23 protein-coding genes are annotated in these 22,447 nt (G+C 63.2%); 16 read left to right on the forward strand and 7 right to left on the reverse strand.

All coding sequences use genetic code 11. From position 1 onward, the window contains the following. Nucleotides 1–13: 13 nt before the first annotated feature. The gene (locus ACH79_RS21870) at nucleotides 14–838 is read left to right on the forward strand and encodes an NAD(P)-dependent oxidoreductase (RefSeq protein ID WP_161852841.1); all 825 of its coding nucleotides are present in this window, start codon (nucleotides 14–16) and stop codon (nucleotides 836–838) included. Here ACH79_RS21870 and ACH79_RS21875 read toward each other — a convergent pair. Both ACH79_RS21875 and ACH79_RS21880 read right to left on the reverse strand, forming a co-directional pair. After that, nucleotides 835–1,527 (reverse strand): GntR family transcriptional regulator, encoded by a 693-nt coding sequence (locus tag ACH79_RS21875; RefSeq protein ID WP_161852842.1) that lies wholly within the window; start codon nucleotides 1,525–1,527, stop codon nucleotides 835–837. The genes ACH79_RS21870 and ACH79_RS21875 overlap by 4 nt on opposite strands. After that, nucleotides 1,524–1,706 carry a hypothetical protein gene (locus tag ACH79_RS21880; protein ID WP_161852843.1) on the reverse strand — a complete coding sequence of 61 codons (183 nt, stop codon included), beginning with the start codon at nucleotides 1,704–1,706 and terminating at the stop codon, nucleotides 1,524–1,526. Before ACH79_RS21880 ends, ACH79_RS21875 begins: the two co-directional genes overlap by 4 nt. A gap of 164 nt (nucleotides 1,707–1,870) precedes the next feature. On the opposite strand from ACH79_RS21880, the gene ACH79_RS21885 reads away from it, so the two are divergent. Beyond that, the gene (locus ACH79_RS21885) at nucleotides 1,871–3,577 is read left to right on the forward strand and encodes an IlvD/Edd family dehydratase (RefSeq protein WP_161852844.1); all 1,707 of its coding nucleotides are present in this window, start codon (nucleotides 1,871–1,873) and stop codon (nucleotides 3,575–3,577) included. A gap of 132 nt (nucleotides 3,578–3,709) precedes the next feature. Here the strand turns inward: ACH79_RS21885 and ACH79_RS21890 are convergent, their stop codons facing one another. Further along, nucleotides 3,710–4,501: an enoyl-CoA hydratase/isomerase family protein gene (locus ACH79_RS21890; RefSeq protein ID WP_161852845.1), complete on the reverse strand. Its 792-nt coding sequence runs from the start codon at nucleotides 4,499–4,501 to the stop codon at nucleotides 3,710–3,712. 271 nt (nucleotides 4,502–4,772) lie between these two features. Here ACH79_RS21890 and ACH79_RS21895 point away from each other — a divergent pair, with 271 nt between their 5' ends. Then, entirely contained in the window at nucleotides 4,773–5,993 is a 1,221-nt protein-coding gene (locus ACH79_RS21895) for an NAD(P)/FAD-dependent oxidoreductase (RefSeq protein ID WP_161852846.1), read from the forward strand. Nucleotides 5,994–6,094: 101 nt separating this feature from the next. Here ACH79_RS21895 and ACH79_RS21900 read toward each other — a convergent pair whose 3' ends face one another. Both ACH79_RS21900 and ACH79_RS21905 read right to left on the reverse strand, forming a co-directional pair. After that, a complete protein-coding gene (locus ACH79_RS21900; protein ID WP_161852847.1) occupies nucleotides 6,095–7,015 on the reverse strand; it encodes a ribokinase in 921 nt (306 codons plus the stop codon). A gap of 2 nt (nucleotides 7,016–7,017) precedes the next feature. After that, nucleotides 7,018–7,929 (reverse strand): sugar kinase, encoded by a 912-nt coding sequence (locus ACH79_RS21905; protein WP_161852848.1) that lies wholly within the window; start codon nucleotides 7,927–7,929, stop codon nucleotides 7,018–7,020. A gap of 224 nt (nucleotides 7,930–8,153) precedes the next feature. Between ACH79_RS21905 and ACH79_RS21910 the strand changes: the two genes are divergently transcribed. From ACH79_RS21910 to ACH79_RS21965, 12 genes are all read left to right on the forward strand, one after another. Continuing rightward, nucleotides 8,154–9,413, forward strand: coding sequence for a Glu/Leu/Phe/Val dehydrogenase (locus ACH79_RS21910; protein ID WP_161852849.1), 1,260 nt, complete (start codon nucleotides 8,154–8,156; stop codon nucleotides 9,411–9,413). Continuing rightward, nucleotides 9,410–10,255 (forward strand): VOC family protein, encoded by an 846-nt coding sequence (locus ACH79_RS21915; protein ID WP_161852850.1) that lies wholly within the window; start codon nucleotides 9,410–9,412, stop codon nucleotides 10,253–10,255. The genes ACH79_RS21910 and ACH79_RS21915 overlap by 4 nt, the downstream gene beginning before the upstream one ends. Before the next feature lie 294 nt (nucleotides 10,256–10,549). Then, a complete protein-coding gene (locus ACH79_RS21920; RefSeq protein ID WP_161852851.1) occupies nucleotides 10,550–11,209 on the forward strand; it encodes a TetR/AcrR family transcriptional regulator in 660 nt (219 codons plus the stop codon). A gap of 221 nt (nucleotides 11,210–11,430) precedes the next feature. Continuing rightward, entirely contained in the window at nucleotides 11,431–12,240 is an 810-nt protein-coding gene (locus ACH79_RS21925) for an ABC transporter permease (protein WP_161852852.1), read from the forward strand. 53 nt (nucleotides 12,241–12,293) lie between these two features. Continuing rightward, on the forward strand, nucleotides 12,294–13,292 hold the full coding sequence (locus tag ACH79_RS21930) for an ABC transporter substrate-binding protein (RefSeq protein ID WP_161852853.1): 999 nt from the start codon (nucleotides 12,294–12,296) through the stop codon (nucleotides 13,290–13,292). Nucleotides 13,293–13,459: 167 nt separating this feature from the next. Further along, nucleotides 13,460–14,308, forward strand: coding sequence for an ABC transporter ATP-binding protein (locus tag ACH79_RS21935; RefSeq protein ID WP_161852854.1), 849 nt, complete (start codon nucleotides 13,460–13,462; stop codon nucleotides 14,306–14,308). Between the two features lie 11 nt (nucleotides 14,309–14,319). Beyond that, complete coding sequence (locus ACH79_RS21940; protein WP_161852855.1) at nucleotides 14,320–15,723, forward strand: hypothetical protein; 1,404 nt, start codon at nucleotides 14,320–14,322, stop codon at nucleotides 15,721–15,723. Then, nucleotides 15,720–16,871, forward strand: a complete 1,152-nt coding sequence (locus ACH79_RS21945; protein WP_161852856.1) for a Gfo/Idh/MocA family protein — start codon at nucleotides 15,720–15,722, stop codon at nucleotides 16,869–16,871. The genes ACH79_RS21940 and ACH79_RS21945 overlap by 4 nt, the downstream gene beginning before the upstream one ends. A 12-nt stretch (nucleotides 16,872–16,883) precedes the next feature. Further along, nucleotides 16,884–18,077, forward strand: a complete 1,194-nt coding sequence (locus tag ACH79_RS21950) for a dihydrodipicolinate synthase family protein (RefSeq protein ID WP_161852857.1) — start codon at nucleotides 16,884–16,886, stop codon at nucleotides 18,075–18,077. Further along, nucleotides 18,077–18,940, forward strand: coding sequence for a sugar phosphate isomerase/epimerase (locus ACH79_RS21955; RefSeq protein ID WP_161852858.1), 864 nt, complete (start codon nucleotides 18,077–18,079; stop codon nucleotides 18,938–18,940). Before ACH79_RS21950 ends, ACH79_RS21955 begins: the two co-directional genes overlap by 1 nt. Before the next feature lie 221 nt (nucleotides 18,941–19,161). Then, nucleotides 19,162–19,464 (forward strand): hypothetical protein, encoded by a 303-nt coding sequence (locus ACH79_RS21960; RefSeq protein ID WP_161852859.1) that lies wholly within the window; start codon nucleotides 19,162–19,164, stop codon nucleotides 19,462–19,464. A gap of 196 nt (nucleotides 19,465–19,660) precedes the next feature. Next, nucleotides 19,661–20,011, forward strand: coding sequence for a hypothetical protein (locus ACH79_RS21965; protein ID WP_161852860.1), 351 nt, complete (start codon nucleotides 19,661–19,663; stop codon nucleotides 20,009–20,011). Between the two features lie 41 nt (nucleotides 20,012–20,052). On the opposite strand, the gene ACH79_RS21970 is transcribed toward ACH79_RS21965, so the two are convergent. Both ACH79_RS21970 and ACH79_RS21975 read right to left on the reverse strand, forming a co-directional pair. After that, nucleotides 20,053–20,403: a cytochrome c family protein gene (locus ACH79_RS21970; RefSeq protein WP_246738061.1), complete on the reverse strand. Its 351-nt coding sequence runs from the start codon at nucleotides 20,401–20,403 to the stop codon at nucleotides 20,053–20,055. A 162-nt stretch (nucleotides 20,404–20,565) separates the two neighbouring features. Then, complete coding sequence (locus ACH79_RS21975) at nucleotides 20,566–21,909, reverse strand: Spy/CpxP family protein refolding chaperone (protein WP_246738062.1); 1,344 nt, start codon at nucleotides 21,907–21,909, stop codon at nucleotides 20,566–20,568. Nucleotides 21,910–21,941: 32 nt separating this feature from the next. Here ACH79_RS21975 and ACH79_RS44090 point away from each other — a divergent pair, with 32 nt between their 5' ends. Next, nucleotides 21,942–22,268 carry a hypothetical protein gene (locus ACH79_RS44090; RefSeq protein ID WP_246738063.1) on the forward strand — a complete coding sequence of 109 codons (327 nt, stop codon included), beginning with the start codon at nucleotides 21,942–21,944 and terminating at the stop codon, nucleotides 22,266–22,268. Nucleotides 22,269–22,447: the final 179 nt, after the last annotated feature.

Consider the following 22,447-nt stretch of genomic DNA (forward strand, 5'->3'; position numbering starts at 1 on the left):
CAAGAGGAAACAAATGCCACGCATATTGATGACTGGCGCTGCCGGCGGGATCGGCACATCCCTGCGCAAGCTGTTGCCGCCGATCTATCCCGACCTGCTGCTGAGCGATTTGAAGGCGCCAGCCGATCTCGGCAAGGACGAAAAGTTCAAGGCGGCCGATCTCGCCGATATGGCGCAAGTCGAGGCGATCTGCGAAGGCGTCGACGGCATCCTGCATTTTGGCGGCTACTCGGTCGAAGGTCCCTGGGATTCGATCCTGCAGTCCAACATCATCGGCGGCTACAACCTGTTCGAGGCCGCGCGGAAAAAGGGCGTCAAGCGCGTGGTGTTCGCCTCGTCGAACCACGCGGTCGGCTTCTATCCCCGCCATCACCGGATCGGCACCGACGTCACCGCGCGCCCCGACAGCCGCTACGGTGTCAGCAAGGTGTTCGGCGAAGCGGTAGGCGCGCTCTATGCCGACAAGCACGGGCTCGGCGTCACCTGCTTGCGGATCGGCAATTTCGGCGAGATGCCGCTCGACCATCGCCGGCTGTCGATATGGCTGAAGCCGGAGGACCTGGTGCAGCTTTGCCGCATCGGGCTCGATCATCCCGACATCCATTTCGAGATCTTCTACGGCGCCTCCTATAACGAGCGCGCCTGGTGGGACAATCACCGCGCCTATGAATTGGGCTATCGCCCGACCGGCAGGGCTGAGGATTTCCGCGAACATGCGATGGCCGAGCAGGCCAAGCTGAAGCCGGACCCGGTCGGCGATTACTACCAGGGTGGCACGTTCTGCAGCATGGAGTTCGACGGGGACAGGGATCGGATCGTGGATTGGAGCAAACGCTAGCGCTTGCTCTCATCCGCGGCGATCCGCCCGAGATAATCCGACTTGCTGAACTGCATGTGATCGACACAGAGCTGCGCCAGCGCCCAGCTGTCGCGGCCCTTCAACAGCTCGATCATCAATTCGTGCTGGCGGCGCGACAGCGCCAGGCCGTCACGGTCGGCGAGATTCTTGGCGCGCATCGGCAGCGTCAGGTTCATGTAGTCCTGCAGCGAGCGCACCAGATAGGGGTTGCCGCAGGCGGAAAACAGCGCGACGTGAAAGGCATCATTGGTCTCGTGGATGCCGCGCAGATCCTGCGCGTCGGCCTTGGCGCAATATTGCCGCTGCAGTTCGTTCAACTGCTCGATCAGGCCGGCGGGGGTGGGCAGGGTGATCATCAGCGCCGCCTGCCGCGTCAGCATTTCCCGCACCTCGTAGATCTGGCGAACCTCCTCGGCCGAATAGAACCGCACCGTGGCGCCGATGTTTTTCTCGCGCAGCACGATGCCCTGGCGTTCGAGCTGGAACAGCGCCTGGCGGACAAAATGCCGGCTGGCGCCGTAGCGCTGCATCAGCGTGTCCTCGACCAGCCGCAAACCCGGCGCGAAGCGGCCGAAGATGATGTCCTCTTCCAGCCGGCGGATGACCTCCGCCTGCTCCTCCTCGCGCGTCGGCGCGGAAGTCTCGGTCAATGATTCCTGCGGCTTCATCGCGAGGCCTCCCAGCCCGACAGCCGATAGCAATCCTCGACCCGCCGCAAGGTCTCGAGATTATCCTGCGGCGCCGTCTCGAAGGGCGAGTCGTCGCGAAGCGCGGTCACGAAATGCGCGATCGTCCGGCTATTCGAACCTTGATACTCGACTGCGAGATCGCGCAATGGTTGGATCATGAGCGCGTTTCCAGTTTGGACCGGAAATCAGCATGCACGCGCATTATTGTCAATAATGCTGCTGTTTATCGACGATATGCTCGCCTCGAAGGGTCGAGTGATCGAATATTGACAATAATCCGCCAGGCTCCTTAAGTGTCCCAGGAAACGACAGGAAGAAAAAAATGGCCGACGGACTTCGCAAGGGACTGACGAGTTATGGCGACGCTGGCTTCTCGCTGTTCCTGCGCAAGGCCTTCATCAAGGCCATGGGCTATTCCGACGATGCGCTCAATCGGCCGATCGTCGGTATCATCAATACCTACAGCGACTACAATCCCTGTCACGGCAACGTTCCGCAGATCATCGAAGCCGTGAAGCGCGGCGTGATGTTATCGGGCGCGATGCCGATGGTGTTCCCGACGATTTCGATTGCTGAGAGCTTTGCGCATCCGACCTCGATGTATCTGCGCAATCTGATGGCGATGGATACCGAGGAGATGATCCGCGCCCAGCCGATGGACGCGGTGGTGGTGATCGGCGGGTGCGACAAGACCCTGCCGGCGCAGATTATGGCCGCGGTGTCCGCCGATCTGCCGACCGTCGTCATTCCCGTGGGACCGATGGTGGTCGGGCATCACAGGGGCGAGGTACTGGGCGCTTGCACCGATTGCCGGCGGCTGTGGGCAAAATATCGGGCCGGCGAAATTGATGATATCGAGATCGAAGATGTCAACGGCCGGCTCGCGCCATCGGTCGGCACCTGTATGGTGATGGGCACCGCCAGCACCATGGCGTGTGTTACCGAGGCGCTGGGGCTGTCGCTGCCGATGAGCGCAACGATTCCTGCACCGCATGCCGAGCGATTTCGTTCGGCGGAAGCAAGCGGCAGGGTGGCGGCCGCGCTGGCCAAGGCAAAGGGGCCAAAGCCCAGCGAATTGCTGACGCCCGCGTCGTTCCGCAATGCGCAGGTGGTGCTGCAGGCGATCGGTGGCTCGACCAATGGCCTGATCCATCTCACCGCGATCGCCCATCGCTCGCCGCACAAGATCGACCTCGAAACATTCGACAAGCTCGGCCGCGAGGTGCCCGTGCTCGTCGATCTGAAGCCGTCGGGCGAGCATTACATGGAGCACTTCCATCATGCCGGCGGCGTGCCGAAATTGATGGCGCAACTCGGCGACCTCATCGATCTCGACGCAAAGACAATTACGGGGCAGACGCTGCGCGAGGTTGTGGCTGAAGCGGAAGATGTTCCGGGACAGGACGCGATCCGTCCGCGCGACAATCCGATCAAGGCTGAAGGCGCAATGGCGGTGCTGCACGGCAACCTTGCGCCGCGCGGGGCCGTCATCAAGCAATCAGCGGCGAGCCCGAAACTGCTGCAGCATACCGGCCGCGCCGTGGTGTTCGAATCCGTCGAGGATATGACGCTGCGGGTCGACGATCCCGATCTCGACGTCAACGCCGACGACGTGCTGGTGCTGCGCAATGCCGGCCCCAAGGGCGCGCCGGGCATGCCAGAAGCCGGCTATCTGCCGATTCCGAAGAAACTCGCACGCGGCGGCACCAAGGACATGGTGCGCATATCGGACGCGCGCATGAGCGGCACGGCGTTCGGCACCATCGTGCTGCATATCACCCCGGAATCGGCCGTCGGCGGCCCGCTCGCGCTGGTGAAGAACGGTGACATGATCCGCCTCGACGTCGCCAAGCGCAGCATCGACCTGCTTATCGATGATGCCGAACTTGAGAAGCGCCGCGCGGCGCTCGCGCCGGCCGCGACGCCCGATTGGGCGAGGCGCGGCTATGCGCATTTGTTCAACGAGACCATTTTGCAAGCCGACGAGGGCTGCGACTTCGACTTCATGCGCGGGCAGGGGAAGGACTAGCTCGGTGGCGTCATGCCCCGCGAAGGCGGGGCATCCAGTACGCCGAGGCGCTGTTGAATTGAGAGAGCGCAGCGTACTGGATCATCCGCTTTCGCGGATGATGACAGTTGAGCGGACGGCATCAATGCGCCGCTACTTCCCCTTGCTGGTGAACTTCTTCACGGCGACGCGGAAGTCTTCGGTCAGCATGGCGTCGATGATCTTCGCTTCCTCGGCATCGAGCTGCTGCTTTACCGGCGTCACCGCGGCCTGATAGACCAGCGACTTGGTGCCGGCGATCGCCGCGGGCGGGTTCTGCGCCAGCCGCTCGGCGAATTTGCGTGTTTCCGCTCTTAACTCCGCCGCCGGTACGACGCGGGCGACCAGGCCCCATTCATAGGCCTGCTGCGCGGTAAAGCTGTCCTCGGCCAGAAGTATCTGCAGCGCGCGGCGGGTGCCGACGGTGCCGACCATGCCGACTGTGCTGCCGCCATCAGGCGAGACGCCGATCTTGGCATAGGCCGGCGTGAAGCGGGCGTCGTCGGCGGCGATGCAGAGGTCGGTGACGAAGGCGAGCCCCATGCCGGCGCCGGCGGCGGAGCCGTTGACGCTGGAGAGAACGATCTTCGGCATCCGCCGCAGCGTCTCGATGAAGGCATGGTAGTGCTTCAATAGCTCGCCGACCACGGGCGCCACTGTATCGTTGGCGGCGGCGGCGCCAATGGTCTGCAAATCGCCGCCGGCCGAGAAGGCGCGGCCTTCGCCCTCGATCACCAGCACGCGGACAGCGTCATTGCCCTCGACCTCCGCGCCGAGCTGTTCGAGCTTCTGTGCGATCGACAGATTGATCGAATTGAAGGCCGCGGGGCGGTTGAGGGTAATGGTCGCAATCGGGCCCTCGATCCTGAGCAGGGCAGGGGCGGCGGTATCATCGGAAGTCGACATGGCAAGGCCTCGGGGCGCGAGGGTGGGCCGGCATTTAAATAGAGAAGTCAGGAGGTGACAATCCCCGGGCTGGACCGGCAAAAATGCGGCAAAGGCCGCCCTCAGGGCCACCGACGCCCTTGCGTCTCCTCGTGCCATGAGGTCAGATAGCATCTGTCATCGTTCGGGACGGACACGAGCGCCGCGCCCAGGGGACGAGACAGGCAAGCCAAAATCACTGGAGAGGAAACGACATGGGTCATTCCCGTGTGCTCGAACGTAGGATGTCCCTATGACGGCAGGAACAATTGTCATCATTGGCGCGGGCCACGCCGGCTATCAGCTTGCGGCCTCGCTGCGCCAGCACGGCTTTTCCGAACGCATCGCGTTGTTGAACGATGAGGGCCATCTGCCGTACCAGCGGCCCCCGCTATCCAAGGCCTATCTGAAAGGAACCGGCGGGCCCGACAGCCTGATGTTCCGACCGGAAAAATTCTATTCTGATCAGAACATCGACCTGATCTCCGATCGTGCGGTATCGATCGACCGCGCGGCACGCAAGGTGGCGCTCGCCTCCGGCACATCGCTCGACTATGGCCATCTGGTACTGGCGACCGGCGCCCGCAATCGCCTGCTCGATATTCCCAACGCCAATCTCGACAGCGTGCGCTATTTGCGGACGCTCGACGAAAGCCAGTCCCTGCGTGACTACATCACGGAAGGCCAGCGCGTCGTTGTCATCGGTGCCGGCTTTATCGGGCTGGAGTTCGCAGCGACGGCCCGGGCCAAGGGTCTCGAAGTCGACGTCGTCGAGCTTGCCCCGCGCGTGATGGCGCGCGCGGTGACGGCCGAGATCTCGGAGTTCTTCCAGTTGCGGCATACCGCGGCCGGCATTCACATTCATCTGGGTGTGCAGGTCACCAGTATCGAGAGCGACGGCCACAAGGTCACCGGCGTCAGCCTCAGCGATGGCCGGCACCTGAAAGCCGACCTGATCGTGGTCGGCGTCGGCGTGTTGCCCAATGTCGAGCTGGCGGCGCAGGCCGGCCTGCCGGTGGCGTCGGGGATCATCGTCGACGAGCATCTGCTCACCGCCGATCCCGATATTTCGGCGATCGGCGATTGCGCGCTCTATGAAAGCCCGCGCTTCGGCGGCTCGCTGCGGCTGGAGTCGGTGCAGAACGCCACCGACCACGCGCGCTGCGTCGCGGCCCGGCTGACCGGCGATGCCAAACCCTATGATGGCGTGCCGTGGTTCTGGAGCGATCAGGGTCCCGACAAGCTGCAGATGGTGGGACTGACCACCGGCTACGACCGCGTGGTGGTGCGCGGCGATCAGGCCCAGGCCGCGTTCTCCGCCTTTTGCTACAGGGATGGACGTCTAGTCGGCATCGAATCCGTCAACCGCGCGGGCGATCACATGTTCGGACGACGTCTGTTTGCCGTGAACGGATCAATCACGCCGGAGCAGGCGGCGGACACTGGCTTCGACCTGAAGAGTGCGCTGACTTAAGCCGGATTTGTCGGGTGGGCAAAGGCGCATTTGCGCCGTGCCCACCATCACGCGCTTCGCAAGAGTGGTGGGCACGCTTCGCTTTGCCCCACCCTACGAAGTCAGGTGCGCTTTGCGAGTAGTTCATCCACTTCGGCCGCCGCCGGCATCGACGGCGCGGCGCCCATTCGCTGCACGCAGATCGACGCGGCGGCATTGGCGTATGCGAGCGCGTCGCGGATCGGCGTTCCATTGGCAAGCTGCGCGGCGAGGGCGCCGACGAAGCAATCGCCGGCGCCGGTGGTATCCACGGCCTTAACAGCGCGTCCCGCAATCAGCGAAGGCTCGCCGCCGATCAACGCCAGCACGCCGCGCTTGCCCAGCGTAACGCAGATGATGGTGTCCGGGCCGGTTGGAAGGCGCCGCGCTGCCTCAATGAAGCGGGCAGGCTCGTCAGTGTCGTGAAGCACGCTCTGCGCAAGAAGCCCAAGCTCGGTTTCATTGAGAATGAGGATATCGACGAGTTCGAGCAGCCCGGGAGCACAGGCGAGCGCCGGCGCCGGATTGAGGATGGTGGTCGCCCCGGCCCCGCGCGCCCGTTTGAAGAAGGCGGCGATGGTCGCTTGCGGAATTTCGAACTGGCTCACCGCGACGTCGCCCTTGGCGAGCGCAGGCGCGGCAACGTCGTCGGCGCTGACCAGTGCATTGGCGCCGGGCACCACCACGATGGTGTTATCGGCGTCGGCGATGGTGATGACGGCCGTTCCAGTGTGGATATCCGCGGTGTCCTGGACCAGCGCGAGGTCGACGCCTTGCGCGGCGAGGAACGTCCGCAATTGCTGGCCGAACGCATCTACGCCCAGCCGGCCGATCAGCGTCGACGGCGCGCCGAGCTTGGCTGCGGCCACCGCCTGGTTGGCGCCCTTGCCGCCCGGAAAATAATGCACGGCTTGGCCGGCGACGGTCTCGCCGACCTTCGGATGCCGGTCGGCTGTCGCCACCACATCCATGTTGATGCTGCCGGCGACGAAGACGCGCCCCATCTCTAATCCCAAAATTCCTTCTTGCGCCCGATCTGGAATTCCTGCTTGACGGCATCGATGTCGGCAAGCGTCGGTAGTCCAGCCTCGTTGCCGAGGCGCTGGATCTTAAAGGTCGAGGCTGCGCGCGCAAACTCGAAATGCTCGTGCCAGCCTTTCGAGGGATTGTTGAGATACGAAAACACGTAGGCGCCATGGAATACGTCACCAGCGCCGTTGGTATCGAGCACGCGTTCGCGCGCGATCGGCAGCGCCGGCAGCTTGCGGACCGCGCCGGTCTCGTCATACCAGAGCAGGCCTTGCTCTCCCATGGTGACGCCGCCGACCCGGCAGCCGCGGCTCTTGAGATAATCGAGCATCGCTTCCGGCGTCTTGTCCATCTGCTCGCACAGCCGTTCGGCGACGATGGCGACGTCGATGAATTCCAGCAGTTCATGGGTGTTGGTGCGCAGGCCGCCGCCGTCGAGCGAGGTAAGAATGCCGTCCTCGCGGCAGAGCTTGGCATAATGGATGGCGGCATCCGGCTGGTGGCCGTCGATATGCAGCGCGCGGCAGCCCTTCAGGTTCAGCATCGGGAAGGGATGAATGTGCTCGTCGTCGCGGCAGCGCACGATGGCGCGCTTGCCTTCCTTCGGCATGATGAACGACAGCGAGGAGGAATTGACCTTGCGCGGGTGGATCGAGATTCCGTATTTCGCGGCCATGTCCTGAAACATGCGGCCTAGCCAGTCGTTCGCGACGGTGGCGATCAGGTCGGGCACGATGCCGAGCTTGGCGCAGCAGAACGCTGCGGTGACGGCGTTGCCACCAAACGACACTGCATAGGCGGAGGCCACATGTTTTTCGTCGCCGGTCGGCATGTGGTCCGTGATGAAGGTAACGTCGATATAGGTCTGTCCGATGAAGAGAGCCTGCATTCGTTTTCCGTCATGAGCTGAGGGGTGGTCCCGGCCCGGCGCACACACATTAGCACCGGTTATCGGATGCATTCGCCGAAATTATTCGCAACCGTGCCGTCTTTGCAGCTTGAGATGGGAGTATGAGGAGAATACGACCGTCCTTAGGGGCTCGGGTATAGGTCAGTATAACGGCTGACGGCTGCCCGGGTTTCCCGGCGGTGCGACAAAAGTGGAGGGAATTGATGACCGTTTATTCCGGTCCCGTATTCGATATGGCGGTTAACCAATTTGGCGTCATCGCCAACCATCTCGAAATCCCGATGGACGAGCGCGACCGGATCCTGATGCCGAAGCGGGCCATCACCGTCTCCTGTCCGATCCACCGCGATGACGGCACGGTCGCGGTGTTCGAGGGCTACCGGGTGCAGCATCACCTCACGCTCGGCCCCACCAAGGGCGGCACGCGATTCGCACCATCCGTCGATATCGGCGAGGTCGCAGCACTTGCGATCTGGATGAGCTGGAAATGCGCACTCGTCGGGCTGCCTTATGGCGGCGCCAAGGGTGGCGTCAACGTCGATCTCTCCACCATTTCCAAACGCGAACTGGAAGCGCTGTCGCGGCGCTACATGCAGGAGATGATTCCCTTCGTCGGTCCGCATACCGACGTGATGGCGCCCGACATGGGCACCAACGAACAGGTGATGGCCTGGTTCATGGACACCTATTCGATGTATCAGGGCCAAACCGTAACCGAGATCGTCACCGGCAAGCCGGTCTCGTCGGGCGGCACGCTCGGCCGGCGCGAAGCAACGGGGCGCGGCGTCGCCTATCTCGCCAGGCGCGTGCTGAAGGAGCTGTCGATCAATCCGGGCACCGCCACCGCCGTGATCCAGGGGTTCGGCAATGTCGGCTCCTATGCGGCGCTGGAGCTGCAGCAATACGGGTTGAAGATCATCGCCGTCAGCGATCACACCGGCGCGCTGCATGATCCGGCCGGGCTCGATATTCCCGCGCTGATGCGGCACGCTGGCACACACGGCAGCATCGCCGGCTTCTCCAACCAGATGACTTTCGATCCCGAGGCAATTCTCACGCTGCCCTGCGACGTGCTGGTGCCGGCGGCGATGGAGCGCGTCATCGATGCGAACGTCGCCGAAAACCTGAAATGCCGCGTGCTGGCGGAAGGCGCCAATGGTCCGACCACGCCGGAAGCCGATCTGGTGCTGGAAAAGCGCCAGGGTGAAGTGTTCTTGATCCCCGACATTCTCTGCAATTCCGGCGGCGTGGTGGTCAGCTACTTCGAATGGGTGCAGGATCTGCAGCAATTGTTCTGGGAGGAAGAGGAAGTGACGCGGCGCGAATACGCCATCCTCGATCGCGCCTTCGATACCATGCTGGCGCGTGCGAAAGCGGACAAGATCCCGCATCGGACCGCGGCGATGGCGATCGGCGTGGAGAAGGTCCGCGCCGCCAAGAACACGCGAGGCCTGTTCCCATGATCACCGGCCTCGATCACGTCGTCGTTCTCACGGGCGACATCAACGCGGCCTCCGCGGCTTACCGGACCTTGTTTGCCCGCGCGCCGGCCTGGCAGAACAGCGGCGATGGCGCCGACCGTGTCCTGTTCACACTCGATAACACGACGCTGGAGTTGATGGCGCCGAGTGGCGAGGGGGCAGATGCGGACCGCATTCGCGCGGTGCTGGCGGCCCAGGGTGAGGGACTCGCAAGCATCTGCTTCCGCACCAGCGACATCACTAGGATGCATCGCAGGCTCGACCGGCTCACGCTGAAGCCTGATGCCATTGCCGACGTCGAAAGCCGCGATGCGGCCTCGGGCGCGACGCTGACATGGAAGCGGACCCGCGCGGCGACCGAAGTCACGCGAGGCGTCCGCCTGTTCTTCCTCGAGCGCGACCAGGAACGACCGCTGTCAGTGCGAACCACGACCGCCTCGATCACGGCGATGGACCATGTCGTGGTCTCAAGTTCGGACCCCGAGCGGGCAGCCGCCCTCTATGGCGCGCGGCTTGGCCTCGACATGGCGCTCGACCGCTCGCACCCCGATTGGGGCCGGCTGATGTTCTTCCGCTGCGGTGACCTCATCGTCGAAGTAACGCACCGGCCGGGCAAGGAGGCAGATACGTCCCAGGACCGGCTGCGCGGCCTGTGCTGGCGCGTCGCCGACATCGACGCCACCCATGCGCGGCTCGTCCAGGCCGGTGTCGACGTCTCGGAAGTCCGCACCGGCCGCAAGCCGGGAACGCGGGTCATGACGGTGCGCAGCAGCACCTGCAGCGTGCCGACGCTGCTGGTGCAGCCGTCGGCGGGGAAGCCGTAGATCTTCCCTCTCCCCTTGTGGGAGCGAGACGAGCGAAGCTCGCTCTTGGGGTGGATCGAATGAGCGTCAGCTCATTCGAGGCGGGTGAGGGGTCTGTCTCCGCGGATAGAGACCCCTCATCCGCCTTCGCTATCGCGAAGGCACCTTCTGCCACAACAAGGGGAGAAGGGAAGAAGGCCGTCGCCACGTTCTCAAACGCTTCCCTGCATGCTACAGCTTGCTCTGCACGAGTATCGAGCGACTGATTTGGCAAAGGCAAAACGCGTTCAGAAATGGCAGCGGGACCCGGAGGGGATGCGGCTTCGCATTCTCGAGGCGGCCAAGCAGGAATTCGCCGCCCATGGCCTCGCCGGCGCGCGCGTCGACCGCATCGCGGCCAATGCCGGCGCCAACAAGCGCATGCTGTATTACCACGTCGGCAACAAGGAAGACCTCTATCTCACGGTGCTCGAAGGCGCCTATGAGAAGATCCGTTCCGAGGAGCGCGGGCTCGATCTCGAGCATCTCGATCCGCCCGAGGCGATCGAACGGCTGATCGACTTCACGTGGAATTATTTTCTACGCAACCCGGAATTCCTGGCGCTGCTCAATACCGAAAACCTTGCCAAAGCGCGCCATCTGAAGCGTTCGACCAAGGTCAAATCGATGCACTCGCCATTCGTCGAGATGATCCGCACCGTGGTGCGGCGCGGCGTCGAAAGCGGCGATTTCCGCGTCGCCGTCGATCCGGTGCAGCTCTACATATCGATCGCGGCGCTATGCTTCTTCTATCTCTCCAACAGCGCCACGCTCTCGGTGATCTTCGGCCGCGACCTCCTGAAGAAGGAGGCGAGGGACGAGCGGCTGGCGCATATGGTGGCGCTGGTGCTGGCGGCGCTGACGGGGAAGTCGACGGCGGATTTCGGCAAGGCCGTGGGGCAGGGCGTGCGGTCGCCGGCGCATCAGCCGGTTTGACTTTTTCGTCCCAGCGAAAGCAGGAACCGATACGCCGCGCCCCCTAGATTCGAGGTCGGTAGTCCTTGATCCTGCTGTAACAATTGACATCGGTGGTTATGGGTTCCTGCTTTCGCAGGAACGACGACGCGAGCGCAAATTGCCGCACGAAAACCCGCTTGCCAGTATTTATCCAACGAGTTAATTTCCCGCCCGAAAAGAAGATCGACAGGGAGTGGGACGTGGCCGAGCTGAAGCGCGAGAGTGGCTTGTCGAAAGCGCTGAACGCGGCGTGGGTTCGGCCGTTTCTGTTCCTGCTGTTCATCGTGATGATGTGGGACGTCACCATCCGCCTGTTCCAGATTCCGGCCTATCAGATCCCGGCTCCCGGCGACGTCGTGGCGGTGCTGCGGACCGAGTGGCCGGAACTGCTGCGGCAGTCCTGGCCCACGACCTATGCCACCATCTGCGGCTTTCTGCTGTCGGCGGTGTTCGGCATTCCCGTCGCCATGCTGATCGCGGGATCAAAGACGGTCGAAAGCTATATCTATCCGCTGCTGGTATTCTCGCAGTCGGTGCCGAAGATCGCGATCGCGCCGCTGTTCGTGGTCTGGTTCGGTTTCGGCATCATTCCGAAAGTGATCTCGGCGTTCCTGCTCGGGTTTTTTCCGGTGGTGGTGTCGGCGGTGCAGGGCTTCAAATCGGTCGACCCTGATATGGTCGATCTTGCGCGAGCCATGCAGGGCAGCCGCTTCCGCGTATTTTGCGCCGTCAATCTGCCGCATGCGATGCCGGCGATCTTCTCCGGGCTGAAGGTCTCGATCACGCTCGCCGTCGTCGGCGCCGTTGTCGGCGAGTTCGTCGGCTCCAATTCAGGCATCGGCTATGTGATGCAGCGCTCGATTGGAACGTTCGACCTGCCGACGATGTTTGCCGCGCTGGTGATCCTGGCGCTGCTCGGCGTGGTCCTGTTCTGGGTCGTCGACCGCATCGAACGCCTCGTGATTCCCTGGCATGTCAGCCAGCGCGACGACATCATTTTTGCTTCGTAGGCCAAGCCAACAAACGGTCCGCTCAAGGGCCGCATCACCACGGGAGGATGACCATGATACGAACGATAACGGCGATCTCCGCCGCCCTGATCTGGACCGCGCTTTCGGTGCTTCCGGCATCGGCCGCCGACAAGGTCGTGCTGATGCTGAACTGGTACGTCTATGGCGAGCACGCGCCGTTCTACTACGGCAAGGCCAAGGGCATCTATGCCGCCGAGGGCATCGACCTCGAGATCCAGGAAGGCCGCGGCTCGGCGGCGACCACGCAGGCCGTTGCGGCCAAGACCGCCAATTTCGGCTATGTCGACGTGCCCACCATGATGCGCGCGGCCGTGAAAGGCGCGCCGATCGTCGCCACCGGCGTGCTGCTGCAGACCAGCCCGATGTCGGCGATGGGGTTTGTCGAAAAGAACATCAAGAAGCCCGAGGACATCAAGGGCAAGACGGTGGCGATCACGCCGGCCGACTCGATGACGCAGATCTGGCCGCTGTTCCTGAAGAAGACCGGCCTGAAGGAAAGCGATTTCCAGACGGTCGCCGGCGACGGCCAGACCAAGCTGAACGCCGTCATCAACGGCCAGGCTGACCTGCTGCTCGGCTATGTCATGGACCAGTCGATGAAGATCAAGGACGCCACCGGCAAGGACGTCAACGCGATCAAGTTCGCCGACTACGGCATCAACATGGTCTGCTCGGGCGTCGTCGCCAACACCGAGTTCGTCAAGGCCAACGCCGATCTCGTCAAGCGCTTCATGTCGGCGACGACGAAAGCCGTCGAAGCCGCAGAGAAGGATGCCAAGGGCGCCGCACAGGCGATCCTCGACGCCAACCCGAAGGGCGGCAAGATAGAAACGCTGACGCAGGGCTTCGAGTTGACGATCCCGCTCTACCGCACGGCCGAAACCAAGAACAAGCGCCCGTTCCAGGTGACCGACCAGAACATGACCGACACGGTCAACCTGATGGTCGAATATGGCGGACTGGACGCCAAGGCCAAGGACAATCCGAAGGCGTTCTATACCAACGACTACCTGCCGCAGGGCGGTTCGTGAGCGGATATTTCGAAAGAAGTCCCGTCATTGCGAGCGAAGCGAAGCAATCCATGGCGCCGCAAAGCAAGTGTGGATTGCTTCGTCGCTTCGCTCCCTTGCGCAAACGCTTCGCGCTTGTTGCAGGCAATGACGATTCCCTATCACCGCTCCCGAATGGACTTAGCTGAATGAACCCCGCGACGAAACCAACCGAGTTCGATCAACCAGCCGCGCATCTGCGTCTGGTCTCCGATCGCGCCGGCAGCATGGCGTCGGGCATTACGCTCTCCGGCGTCTCAAAGACCTATCGCTCGCGCGACGGCGACGTGCCGTCGCTGCGGCCACTGGATTTCCATATCAACGAGGGCGAGTTCTTTGTCGTGGTCGGCCCGTCCGGCTGCGGCAAGTCCACGCTGCTCAAGATGATTTCCGGGCTGCTCGCGCCTTCGACCGGCGAAATCCTGGTCGAAGGCGAGAAGGTGACAAAGCCGCATGGCAATGTCGGCATCGTGTTCCAGAACGCGCTGCTGCTGCCATGGCGCAACATCCTTTCCAACGTGATGTTGCCGATCGACATGAAGAAGCTGCCGCGCGACGAATATCTGCCGCGGGCGAAAGCGCTACTGAAGCTCGTCGGTCTCGAAGGGTTCGAAAAGAAACTGCCGTGGCAATTGTCCGGCGGCATGCAGCAGCGCGCCTCGATCTGCCGCGCGCTGGTGCACGATCCCAAGATCATGCTGATGGACGAGCCGTTCGGCGCGCTCGATGCCATGACGCGCGAGAAGATGAATGTCGAGCTGATGCGAATCCAGCGCGAAACCGGCAAGACGGTGCTGCTGATCACGCATTCGATTCCGGAAGCCGTGTTCCTCGCCGACCGTGTGCTCGTCATGACCGAGCGGCCCGGCGCGATCGCGGCGATCTACGACGTGCCGCTGCCGCGCCCGCGCTCGCTGGACGCAATGGCCGATCCCGCCTTCACCGAACTGGTGCAGCGGATTCGCAAGCACTTCTTCACCCAAAGCGCGCTGGACTGAAAGCTGGCTTGATGCCGTATCGTTTGGCCGTACGAGACATCTCCTTTTTTGAACGTCCGGTCACTTTCGCCCGGCCGTTCCGGTTCGGTGCGGTCGTCATCAACGCAACGCCGCAGGCTTTCGTGCGCGTTGAGATCGAGGTCGAAGGCAAGGGGACGGCAACGGGGGCCAGTGCCGAATTTCTGGTGCCGAAATGGTTCGACAAGCGGCCGCATCTCTCGCCGCAAGAGACTGTAACCGAGTTGCGACGCACGCTGATGATCGCGCGGGATTTCTATCTCGCACATATGACGTTTGAGACAGCGTTCGGCCTACACGCCGCCTGTATCGGCGCACAGATCGAGGCCTGCGCCAAAGAAGACATCCCGCCGCTGGCTGCGGCGTATGGCCCGGCCGAAATCGACAAGGCAATCCTGGATGCGCTGCTGCGCTGCACGGGTGCAAACTTCTTCGACGGTATGGCCGCGAACATTGCCGGTATCGATGCGCGCTTGTCGCGCGATCTCGGCGACAATGACGTGACGCAGTTTCTCGCAGGCCGCAAACGGCTGGAGCGCGTCGCGATCCGGCACACGGTTGGCATGGACGACAAGGTCGAAGGCGACGGCGGGGTTGCCGACAGACGAGAAAATGCCGGCGCGCGCTATTTCAAGCTCAAGCTCAACGGCGATCCCGCACACGATGCGGATCGCCTGACCCGGATCGGCAAAGAACTCGCATCACTGCCGTACGATTACCGCGTCACACTGGACGCTAATGAGCAATATGCCGATCTCGCAGTCTTGAGCGCTCTGGTCGAACGGCTTGATCGTGATCCCGCGCTGCGGCCGATCGCATCGAAATTGCTCTACATCGAACAGCCGATGCCGCGAGACATCACGAAGGCCTCGCCACTCGGTGCGTTGGCGCGCTGCGACTTCATTGTCGACGAAGCCGACGATTGCTACGACGCGTTCCCGGTGGCACGGGCGCTCGGCTATCGCGGCATCTCCTCGAAGTCTTGCAAAGGGATTTACAAGTCGGTGATCAACGCCACCCGCGCGGCCAAATGGAGCGCGGGCGGTGAACAATGCTTCATCGCAGGCGAAGATCTCACCTGTCAGGCCGGCCTTGCCGTGCAGCAGGATCTCGCACTCGGCGCGCTGATCGGCGTCACCCATGCCGAGCGCAACGGCCACCATTATGTCGATGGCTTTGGCGATACGCCTGCCACGGAGGCGGAAGCGTTCCTCGCAGGTCATCCCGATCTCTATGCCCGCGACGGCGAAAAAATCCGGCTCGCGATCGATGACGGCGATCTCCTGACGGGATCGCTGACGACACCGGGCTTCGCCACTGCCGTGCATCCGGACTGGTCCGCGATGTCGCCGCTCGCAGAGCCCACAGCAAAAATTTCTCTGGAGAAAGCAGTATGACGACCAAACGCCTCGGCCTGATCATGAACGGCGTGACCGGCCGGATGGGGCTCAACCAGCATTTGATCCGCTCCATCATCGCGATCCGCGACCAGGGCGGCGTGCTGCTATCCAACGGCGACCGCATGTTGCCCGACCCGATCCTGATCGGGCGCGACGCGGAGAAGGTCGAGAAGCTCGCCAAGCGCTTCAACGTGGAGCGATGGTCGACCAATTTCGACAAGGCGCTTGCGGACACGAACGATAGCATCTTCTTCGATGCCGCGACCACGCAGGCGCGTCCGTCGCTGCTGACCAAGGCGATCGAGGCCGGCAAGCACGTCTATTGCGAAAAGCCGATCGCGACCAATCTCGAAGAGGCGATCGCGGTGCTGAAGCTCGCCAACGCCAGGGGCGTCAAGCATGGCACGGTGCAGGACAAGCTGTTTCTGCCGGGCTTGAAGAAGCTCGCTTTCCTGCGCGATTCCGGCTTCTTCGGCCGCATGCTCTCGGTGCGCGGCGAGTTCGGCTATTGGGTGTTCGAAGGCGGCTGGCAGGAGGCGCAGCGGCCGTCGTGGAATTACCGCAGCGAGGACGGCGGCGGCATTATTCTCGACATGGTCTGCCACTGGCGCTACGTACTCGACAATCTCTTCGGCGAGGTCGAGAGCATTTCCTGCCTCGGCACGACAGACATCCCCGAACGTTTCGACGAGAAGGGCAAGAAGTACACGGCGACCGCCGATGACTCCGCCTATGCCACTTTCCGCCTCAAGGGCGGCGTGATCGCGCATATCAATATGAGCTGGGTGACGCGGGTCTATCGTGACGACCTCGTCACCTTCCAGGTCGACGGCACGCACGGTTCAGCGGTCGCGGGCCTGACGGATTGCGTGATCCAGGCGCGCCAGGCGACGCCACGGCCGGTATGGAACCCGGACGAAAAGCGGACCCATGATTTCTATGCCGACTGGCAGAAGGTTCCGGAGAACGTCGTCTACGACAACGGTTTCAAGGAGCAGTGGGAGATGTTCATCCGCCACGTCTGCGAGGACGCGCCTTACAAGTTCACGCTGCTGGAAGGCGCCAAGGGCGTGCAGCTTGCCGAATGCGCGCTGCAGAGCTGGCGCGAGCGGCGCTGGATCGACGTTGCCCCGATCAAGGTGTGAGGAGGCCTAGCCATGAACAAGCCCGTCCTGCCGATGTCCTCGTTGTCACTAAGGCTGCCGACGGCGGATCGTTCGATCGAGACGTATCGCCTGGCGGCGTCGCGGACGTTTCCGGCAAAGCTCGAAGGCACGCTCAACCGCGTGGCTTTCTCGGCCGCGCACGTGGTTGCGGATCCGTTTGTCGATAACGATCCCTGGCTAAGCGCTGCCATCGATTGGGACCGGACGATTGCGTTCCGCGAGCATATCTGGGAGCTCGGCCTTGGCGTCGCCGAAGCGATGGACACCGCGCAGCGCGGCATGGGGCTGGACTGGCCGACGTCACTGGAGTTGATCCAGCGCTCGGTGAAGGCGGCCAAAGCGAAGGGCAACGCACTGGTGTTCTCCGGCGCCGGCACCGATCACCTCGCGGTGGAAGACGCGAAGTCGATCGATGACGTCATTCGTGCCTATGAAGAGCAGATCGCCGCGGTCGAGAAAGCCGGCGGCCGTATCATCCTGATGGCCTCGCGCGCGCTGGCGAAACTCGGCCGCAGCGCCGACGATTACGCCACGGTCTATAACCGTGTGCTGGGGCAAGTGCGGGAGCCCGTGATCATCCACTGGCTCGGCGACATGTTCGATCCGGCGCTCGCAGGCTATTGGGGCACCGCCGATCTCGACAAGGCGATGGATACGGCGGTCGCCATCATCAACGCCAACGCTGCCAAGGTTGACGGCGTAAAAGTCTCGCTGCTCGACAAGCAGCGCGAGATCGACATGCGCCGGCGGCTCGACAAGAACGTCAAGATGTATACCGGCGACGATTTCAATTATGCCGAATTGATCGCGGGCGACGCGCAGGGCTTTTCCCACGCGCTGCTCGGCATCTTCGACGCCATCGCTCCCGCGGCTTCCTATGCGCTGTCGCGGCTCGCAGCCGGCGACGATGCCGGCTTCCACGACGTATTGGGGCCGACGGTGCCGCTCTCGCGCCATATCTTCCGGGCGCCGACGCGATTCTACAAAACTGGCATTGTCTTCATGGCCTATCTCAACGGCCATCAGGACCATTTCACCATGGTCGGCGGGCAGGAGAGTACGCGCTCGACGCTGCATTTGGCCGAACTGTTTCGTTTGGCCGACAAGGCCGGCCTGCTCTCCAACCCTGAACTGGCGACACGGCGCATGAAGACGGTGCTGGCAACGCGCGGCATCGAGCCCTGATGCGCGATTTCTCGAGCGATCATCGCTGGCTGTCGCTGAACACGGCGACGGTACGCAAGCAGGGCGATCTCGTCGCCATCATCGACGCCTGCGCGCGGCACGGCATCCGGGCCATCGACCCCTGGCGCGACCAGGTCGCATCGGTTGGCCTCGACCGCGCGGTGCGGGCCGTCCGCGATGCCGGGCTTGAATTGTCGGGCTATTGCCGCGGCGGTATGTTCACCTCCGATGCGGCGCGCCGCGTCGAGGCGCGCGACGACAATCGCCGCGCCATCGACGAAGCCAAGGCACTGGGCGCGCCCTGCATCGTGCTTGTTGTCGGCGGCCTGCCGCAATATTCGCGTCCGGGAAGCGCTGTTTCGAAGGATATCGCGGCGGCACGCACGCAGGTTCACGACGCCATCGCCGAAATGCTGGAATATGCGCAGCAGGCCAACATGCCGCTTGCGATCGAACCGCTGCATCCGGCCTATGCCGCCGACCGCGCCTGCGTGAACACGACCAAGCAGGCACTGGATATTTGCGACCAACTCGATCCGCAACGCACCGGCGCGCTCGGCGTGGCGCTCGACGTCTATCACATCTGGTGGGATCCGGAATTGATGTCGCAGATCGCGCGCGCCGGAAAAGATCGCCTGCTCGCGTTTCACGTCTGCGACTGGCTGGTGCCGACCAAAGACATCCTCAACGACCGCGGCATGATGGGCGACGGCGTCATCGACATCAAATCCGCGCGAGCGGCGGTCGAGGCACAGGGCTTTGCCGGTTATTCCGAGATCGAAATCTTCTCCAACGACTGGTGGGCGAGGCCGATGGACGAGGTTTTGAAGACCTGCATCGAGCGGCATCGGACGGTGGTCTAACGGCCGCCAATCGAAGCCTTTGTTCGCTGTCTCAATGGCGGACGGTGATGTCTCGTATGTGAACTGACACGCCTTCTGGTTGTGATAGTGTCGCGTCAAGAGACAGCGCGCGGTTCCAGATTTAACCTTTTGCGCGGCTATTTAGATTAACAAAGGGTTACCGTTGCGCCCCCGCGAACTCCGGCGCTAGCTACACCGCACGGAGAACGTCTCCGCGAGCGATGAGCGACAACATGAAAATCCTTTACGCAATTGCGACCCTCACCCTGCTTTCGACCTCGGCGCAGGCCTGGCAGATCGTGGACCGCTGCACCCACAGCAGGTACTTTGGCAGTGTGTGCACGAGGTCTTTTATCGACGACCCGGTGCGCAACCAGGCGCAAGAGCTGGAAGACGAAAAGGCAAGGCGCGCCAGCATCGAGAAGTGGGAAGCGTTCTGCAAACCGAAGCGCACCTACGACAATGAAGGCGTGGTCCGCCTGGTCTACGCTCGCAAGGGGTGTGAGTTCGGCCGCAGCGAGTAATTGTCCGTTTCCGCTCCTCGCATTCAGCGGGGAGCATCCCGGGCCTTTGCTCGGTGATGCCGTGGCCTTGCTGCGCCCGAAAGACAGCTAAATCTTTATCGACCAAATTGCGATCCGGTTAGTCACGCCGCTTTACGACGCCTCAATGCTTGTCGGCCATTGCTGACGTACGGCATTTATTCAAGAGGCAGCATCAATGCGCGTGTTCATCGCAATCTCGATTGTCGTCGCTTCGGTATCGTCTGTGTCCGCACAGACCGTGGATGCCGCCCAGATCCAAGCGGCGAGGGCTGCAGCGGCCGCCTGGGCTGCGGCAAGTGCCTACGCGCCGATGTACGGCCGGCAAAGCAATTTTTACGTCGGTGGCAGCAGCACCATGAAGATCACGCCCCGGACGGCCGAAGACTTGAAGGCCGATGAAGTCGGCCAGGCGGCATGGAATGAACGCTGTCGGCCGATCGTGGTCGAAGACCGCGAGGGGCTGCGGCGCGTGAGATATGCCGAACGGGATTGCGATCTCTCCCGCTTCAACACCGCCGGCAATTAGCTGCGCGCGGAATTGACCGGCGCGCTGGCTGCGCTGCATCGCTATCGGGCTTGGGCAAGGAAGGCGACGATTTTCTTTCTGTCGTCGCTCGATGAGAGGCCGCCGTACGGCTTCATGCTGTTGCCGGGTACGACCTCATCGGGATTTGCAATGAAGCGGTCGAGCTTCTCCTCGTCCCAGACAAAGCCAGCCTCCTTCATTGCGCCGGAAAACGCGTAATCCGGCAGCGATCCTGCTTTCCGTCCGACGATCTTGTACAGGTTGGGGCCAAGCCGATTGTCGCCCTCTCTCACCAGGTGGCAGGTTCGGCAGGCATTGTTAAACGCCTGTTGTCCTGAGGCCTCCTCCGTGCCTTGCGGCGCCTGAGGCAGGGCGGAAGGCGATGCAAGCATGTACGCCGTTCCGCTCAATGCCATTATCAGGATCAACCGGCGCCGGTGTCGCGCACGTTTGTCTTGCCGGCTGGATGCTGGCCGGCCGAGGGGCGTAATGGAGTGCCATGGCCTCATTCGATCACCTCGTTAGCCAAGGGATTGGTCAAAGTTGCGGTCACGTCAGGGGCTTGCGATCTGCCGCAGCGTGTTGAAGCGGGCCTTCTGTTCGCTGCCCAGCGTGGCATAGAACTTGTCCAATGCTTCCTGCACCCAATCGGCTGCCTCGATCATGGCCTTGAGCCGCTTCTCCATCGCGTCCAGCCGCCCGACCGGGGTAAGCGGCACGTCGTCCGGGCAGACAGCTTGCAGCCCTGCAACCGCCTTCTTGGTCACGTCGCTCAAGCGGTCGAGCGCTTCCTTTTGCTCGCCTGCCGGCCGTACGACAGCCTCGATCCGTTCGATCGGCATTTGGGTGAGGCTGGATTTCGGATCGCCGCAGCCCTCGGCTTGAGCACTCGCTTGCTGCTGCGGGCGTTCGCCGAGGCTCGGACCGAGCGCGTTGAAACGTGCCTTTTGCTCGTCGTTCAGCGAATTATAGAACTTCTCAAGTGCCGGCCGTACGATGGTTATCGCGTCGAGCGTCGCTTTTACGCGGTTCGTCATCGCTCGCAAGCGGCCAGGTGGCGTCATCGCATAGGAATCGGCGCAGGATTCCTTGAACACGTCGGCCGCCTTTGCCGCAGCGGTCTTCAATTCATCGAGCAGGGCACGCTGCTCGGGTGTCGGCCGTACCGCCCGCGTGATCTCTGCAATCGGCCAGGCGGTCACGCCCTTGCCTGGATCTCCGCACAATTGCCGGAGAGTCTGCGGGCTCACGCTTGCGCGTCCGCGCGCTCGAGAATCGGTGATCGCCGCACCTGGTTCAGGATATCGGGCATAAGCGGAATAGGGGCTGTCCGTACCCCAGAATACCGTGTCGACGAAGTCGTCGTAAGCGTAGGCCCAATAGCCGGGGTCGTAGGCGGTGGGCCAGAACGTATATTCGAAGATGTCGGAATAGGCATAGGGCCAGAACACCGGGCCGAGCCAGGCCACAAACGCTGCGCGGTGGCCGCGCCGCCAGGCATGGCGGGGCGCCCAGCCGTTCTCCCGCGCGGTGAGCTCCGCGCGTGCTTGCAGGGCATCATTGCTGCGGAACTGCGCGGCAAACCGTCCGCGTGCGGCAGCCTGCACAGCGGCAGCAGCGGCGGATCGTTCAGCCGAAGGCGGTGGTGCCAGCCGCTGCAGGCGCGCCTGATCGCTTTGCTGCATGCGCTGTTCGCGCTGGAGCAGGCGGCTCTGTGTCTGCAGCAACCGCTCCTGCGCGCGTTGCGCCTGGCGGCCTTCCGGCTTTTGCGACTGCAATTGCTGTACGCGCTGCTGCAGGCGATCGATGCGGCCTTGGCGCTCCGTGCTCTGGCGCGACAGCACCTCACGCTGCCGTTCCTGGACCATTTGCTGTCGCTGCTGGATGCGCTGCTGCACACGCGTTTCGATCTGTTCCGTTCGCGACGGCCGTGCCTCCGCACCGGGAGATGCGCTCGGGCGCGATGGCGCAGCGATGCGCGGCTCGGGAGCTCTCGTCATGGCCGGTCGCTGCGGCGGTGCTGCACGCTGGATTTCGGGGCGTGGCCCTGCAACGCGCGGTGCGGCCGGTCGCGGCGGTGCGGCGATACGCGGTGGAGCATGATGCGGCGCCATGGCTGGGCGCTGTGGCGCGGGAGCCGCACGGAACGCCGGCGCCGCGGGCCGCGCCATTGCCGGAGGTGCCGCAGGCCGGGCCATTGCCGGAGGTGGTGCAGGCCGGGCCATTGCCGGAGGTGGTGCCACTGGGCGAGCCATAGCCGGCGGTGGTCCCGCCGGTCGGGCCGCTGGCGCAGCCCCGCCACCTGGCCCGCCACCTTGGCCATGACCTCTGCCCTGTTGGGCGGACGAGCCGGTGCTCAACGCGATCGCGGAGACACCAAGGAAAAACACGGCAACGCGAACCCCGAGCGGAAGCATGGTCGCAACTCCCTCGTGC

Source organism: Bradyrhizobium sp. CCBAU 051011 (assembly GCF_009930815.1).
Lineage (GTDB): Bacteria > Pseudomonadota > Alphaproteobacteria > Rhizobiales > Xanthobacteraceae > Bradyrhizobium.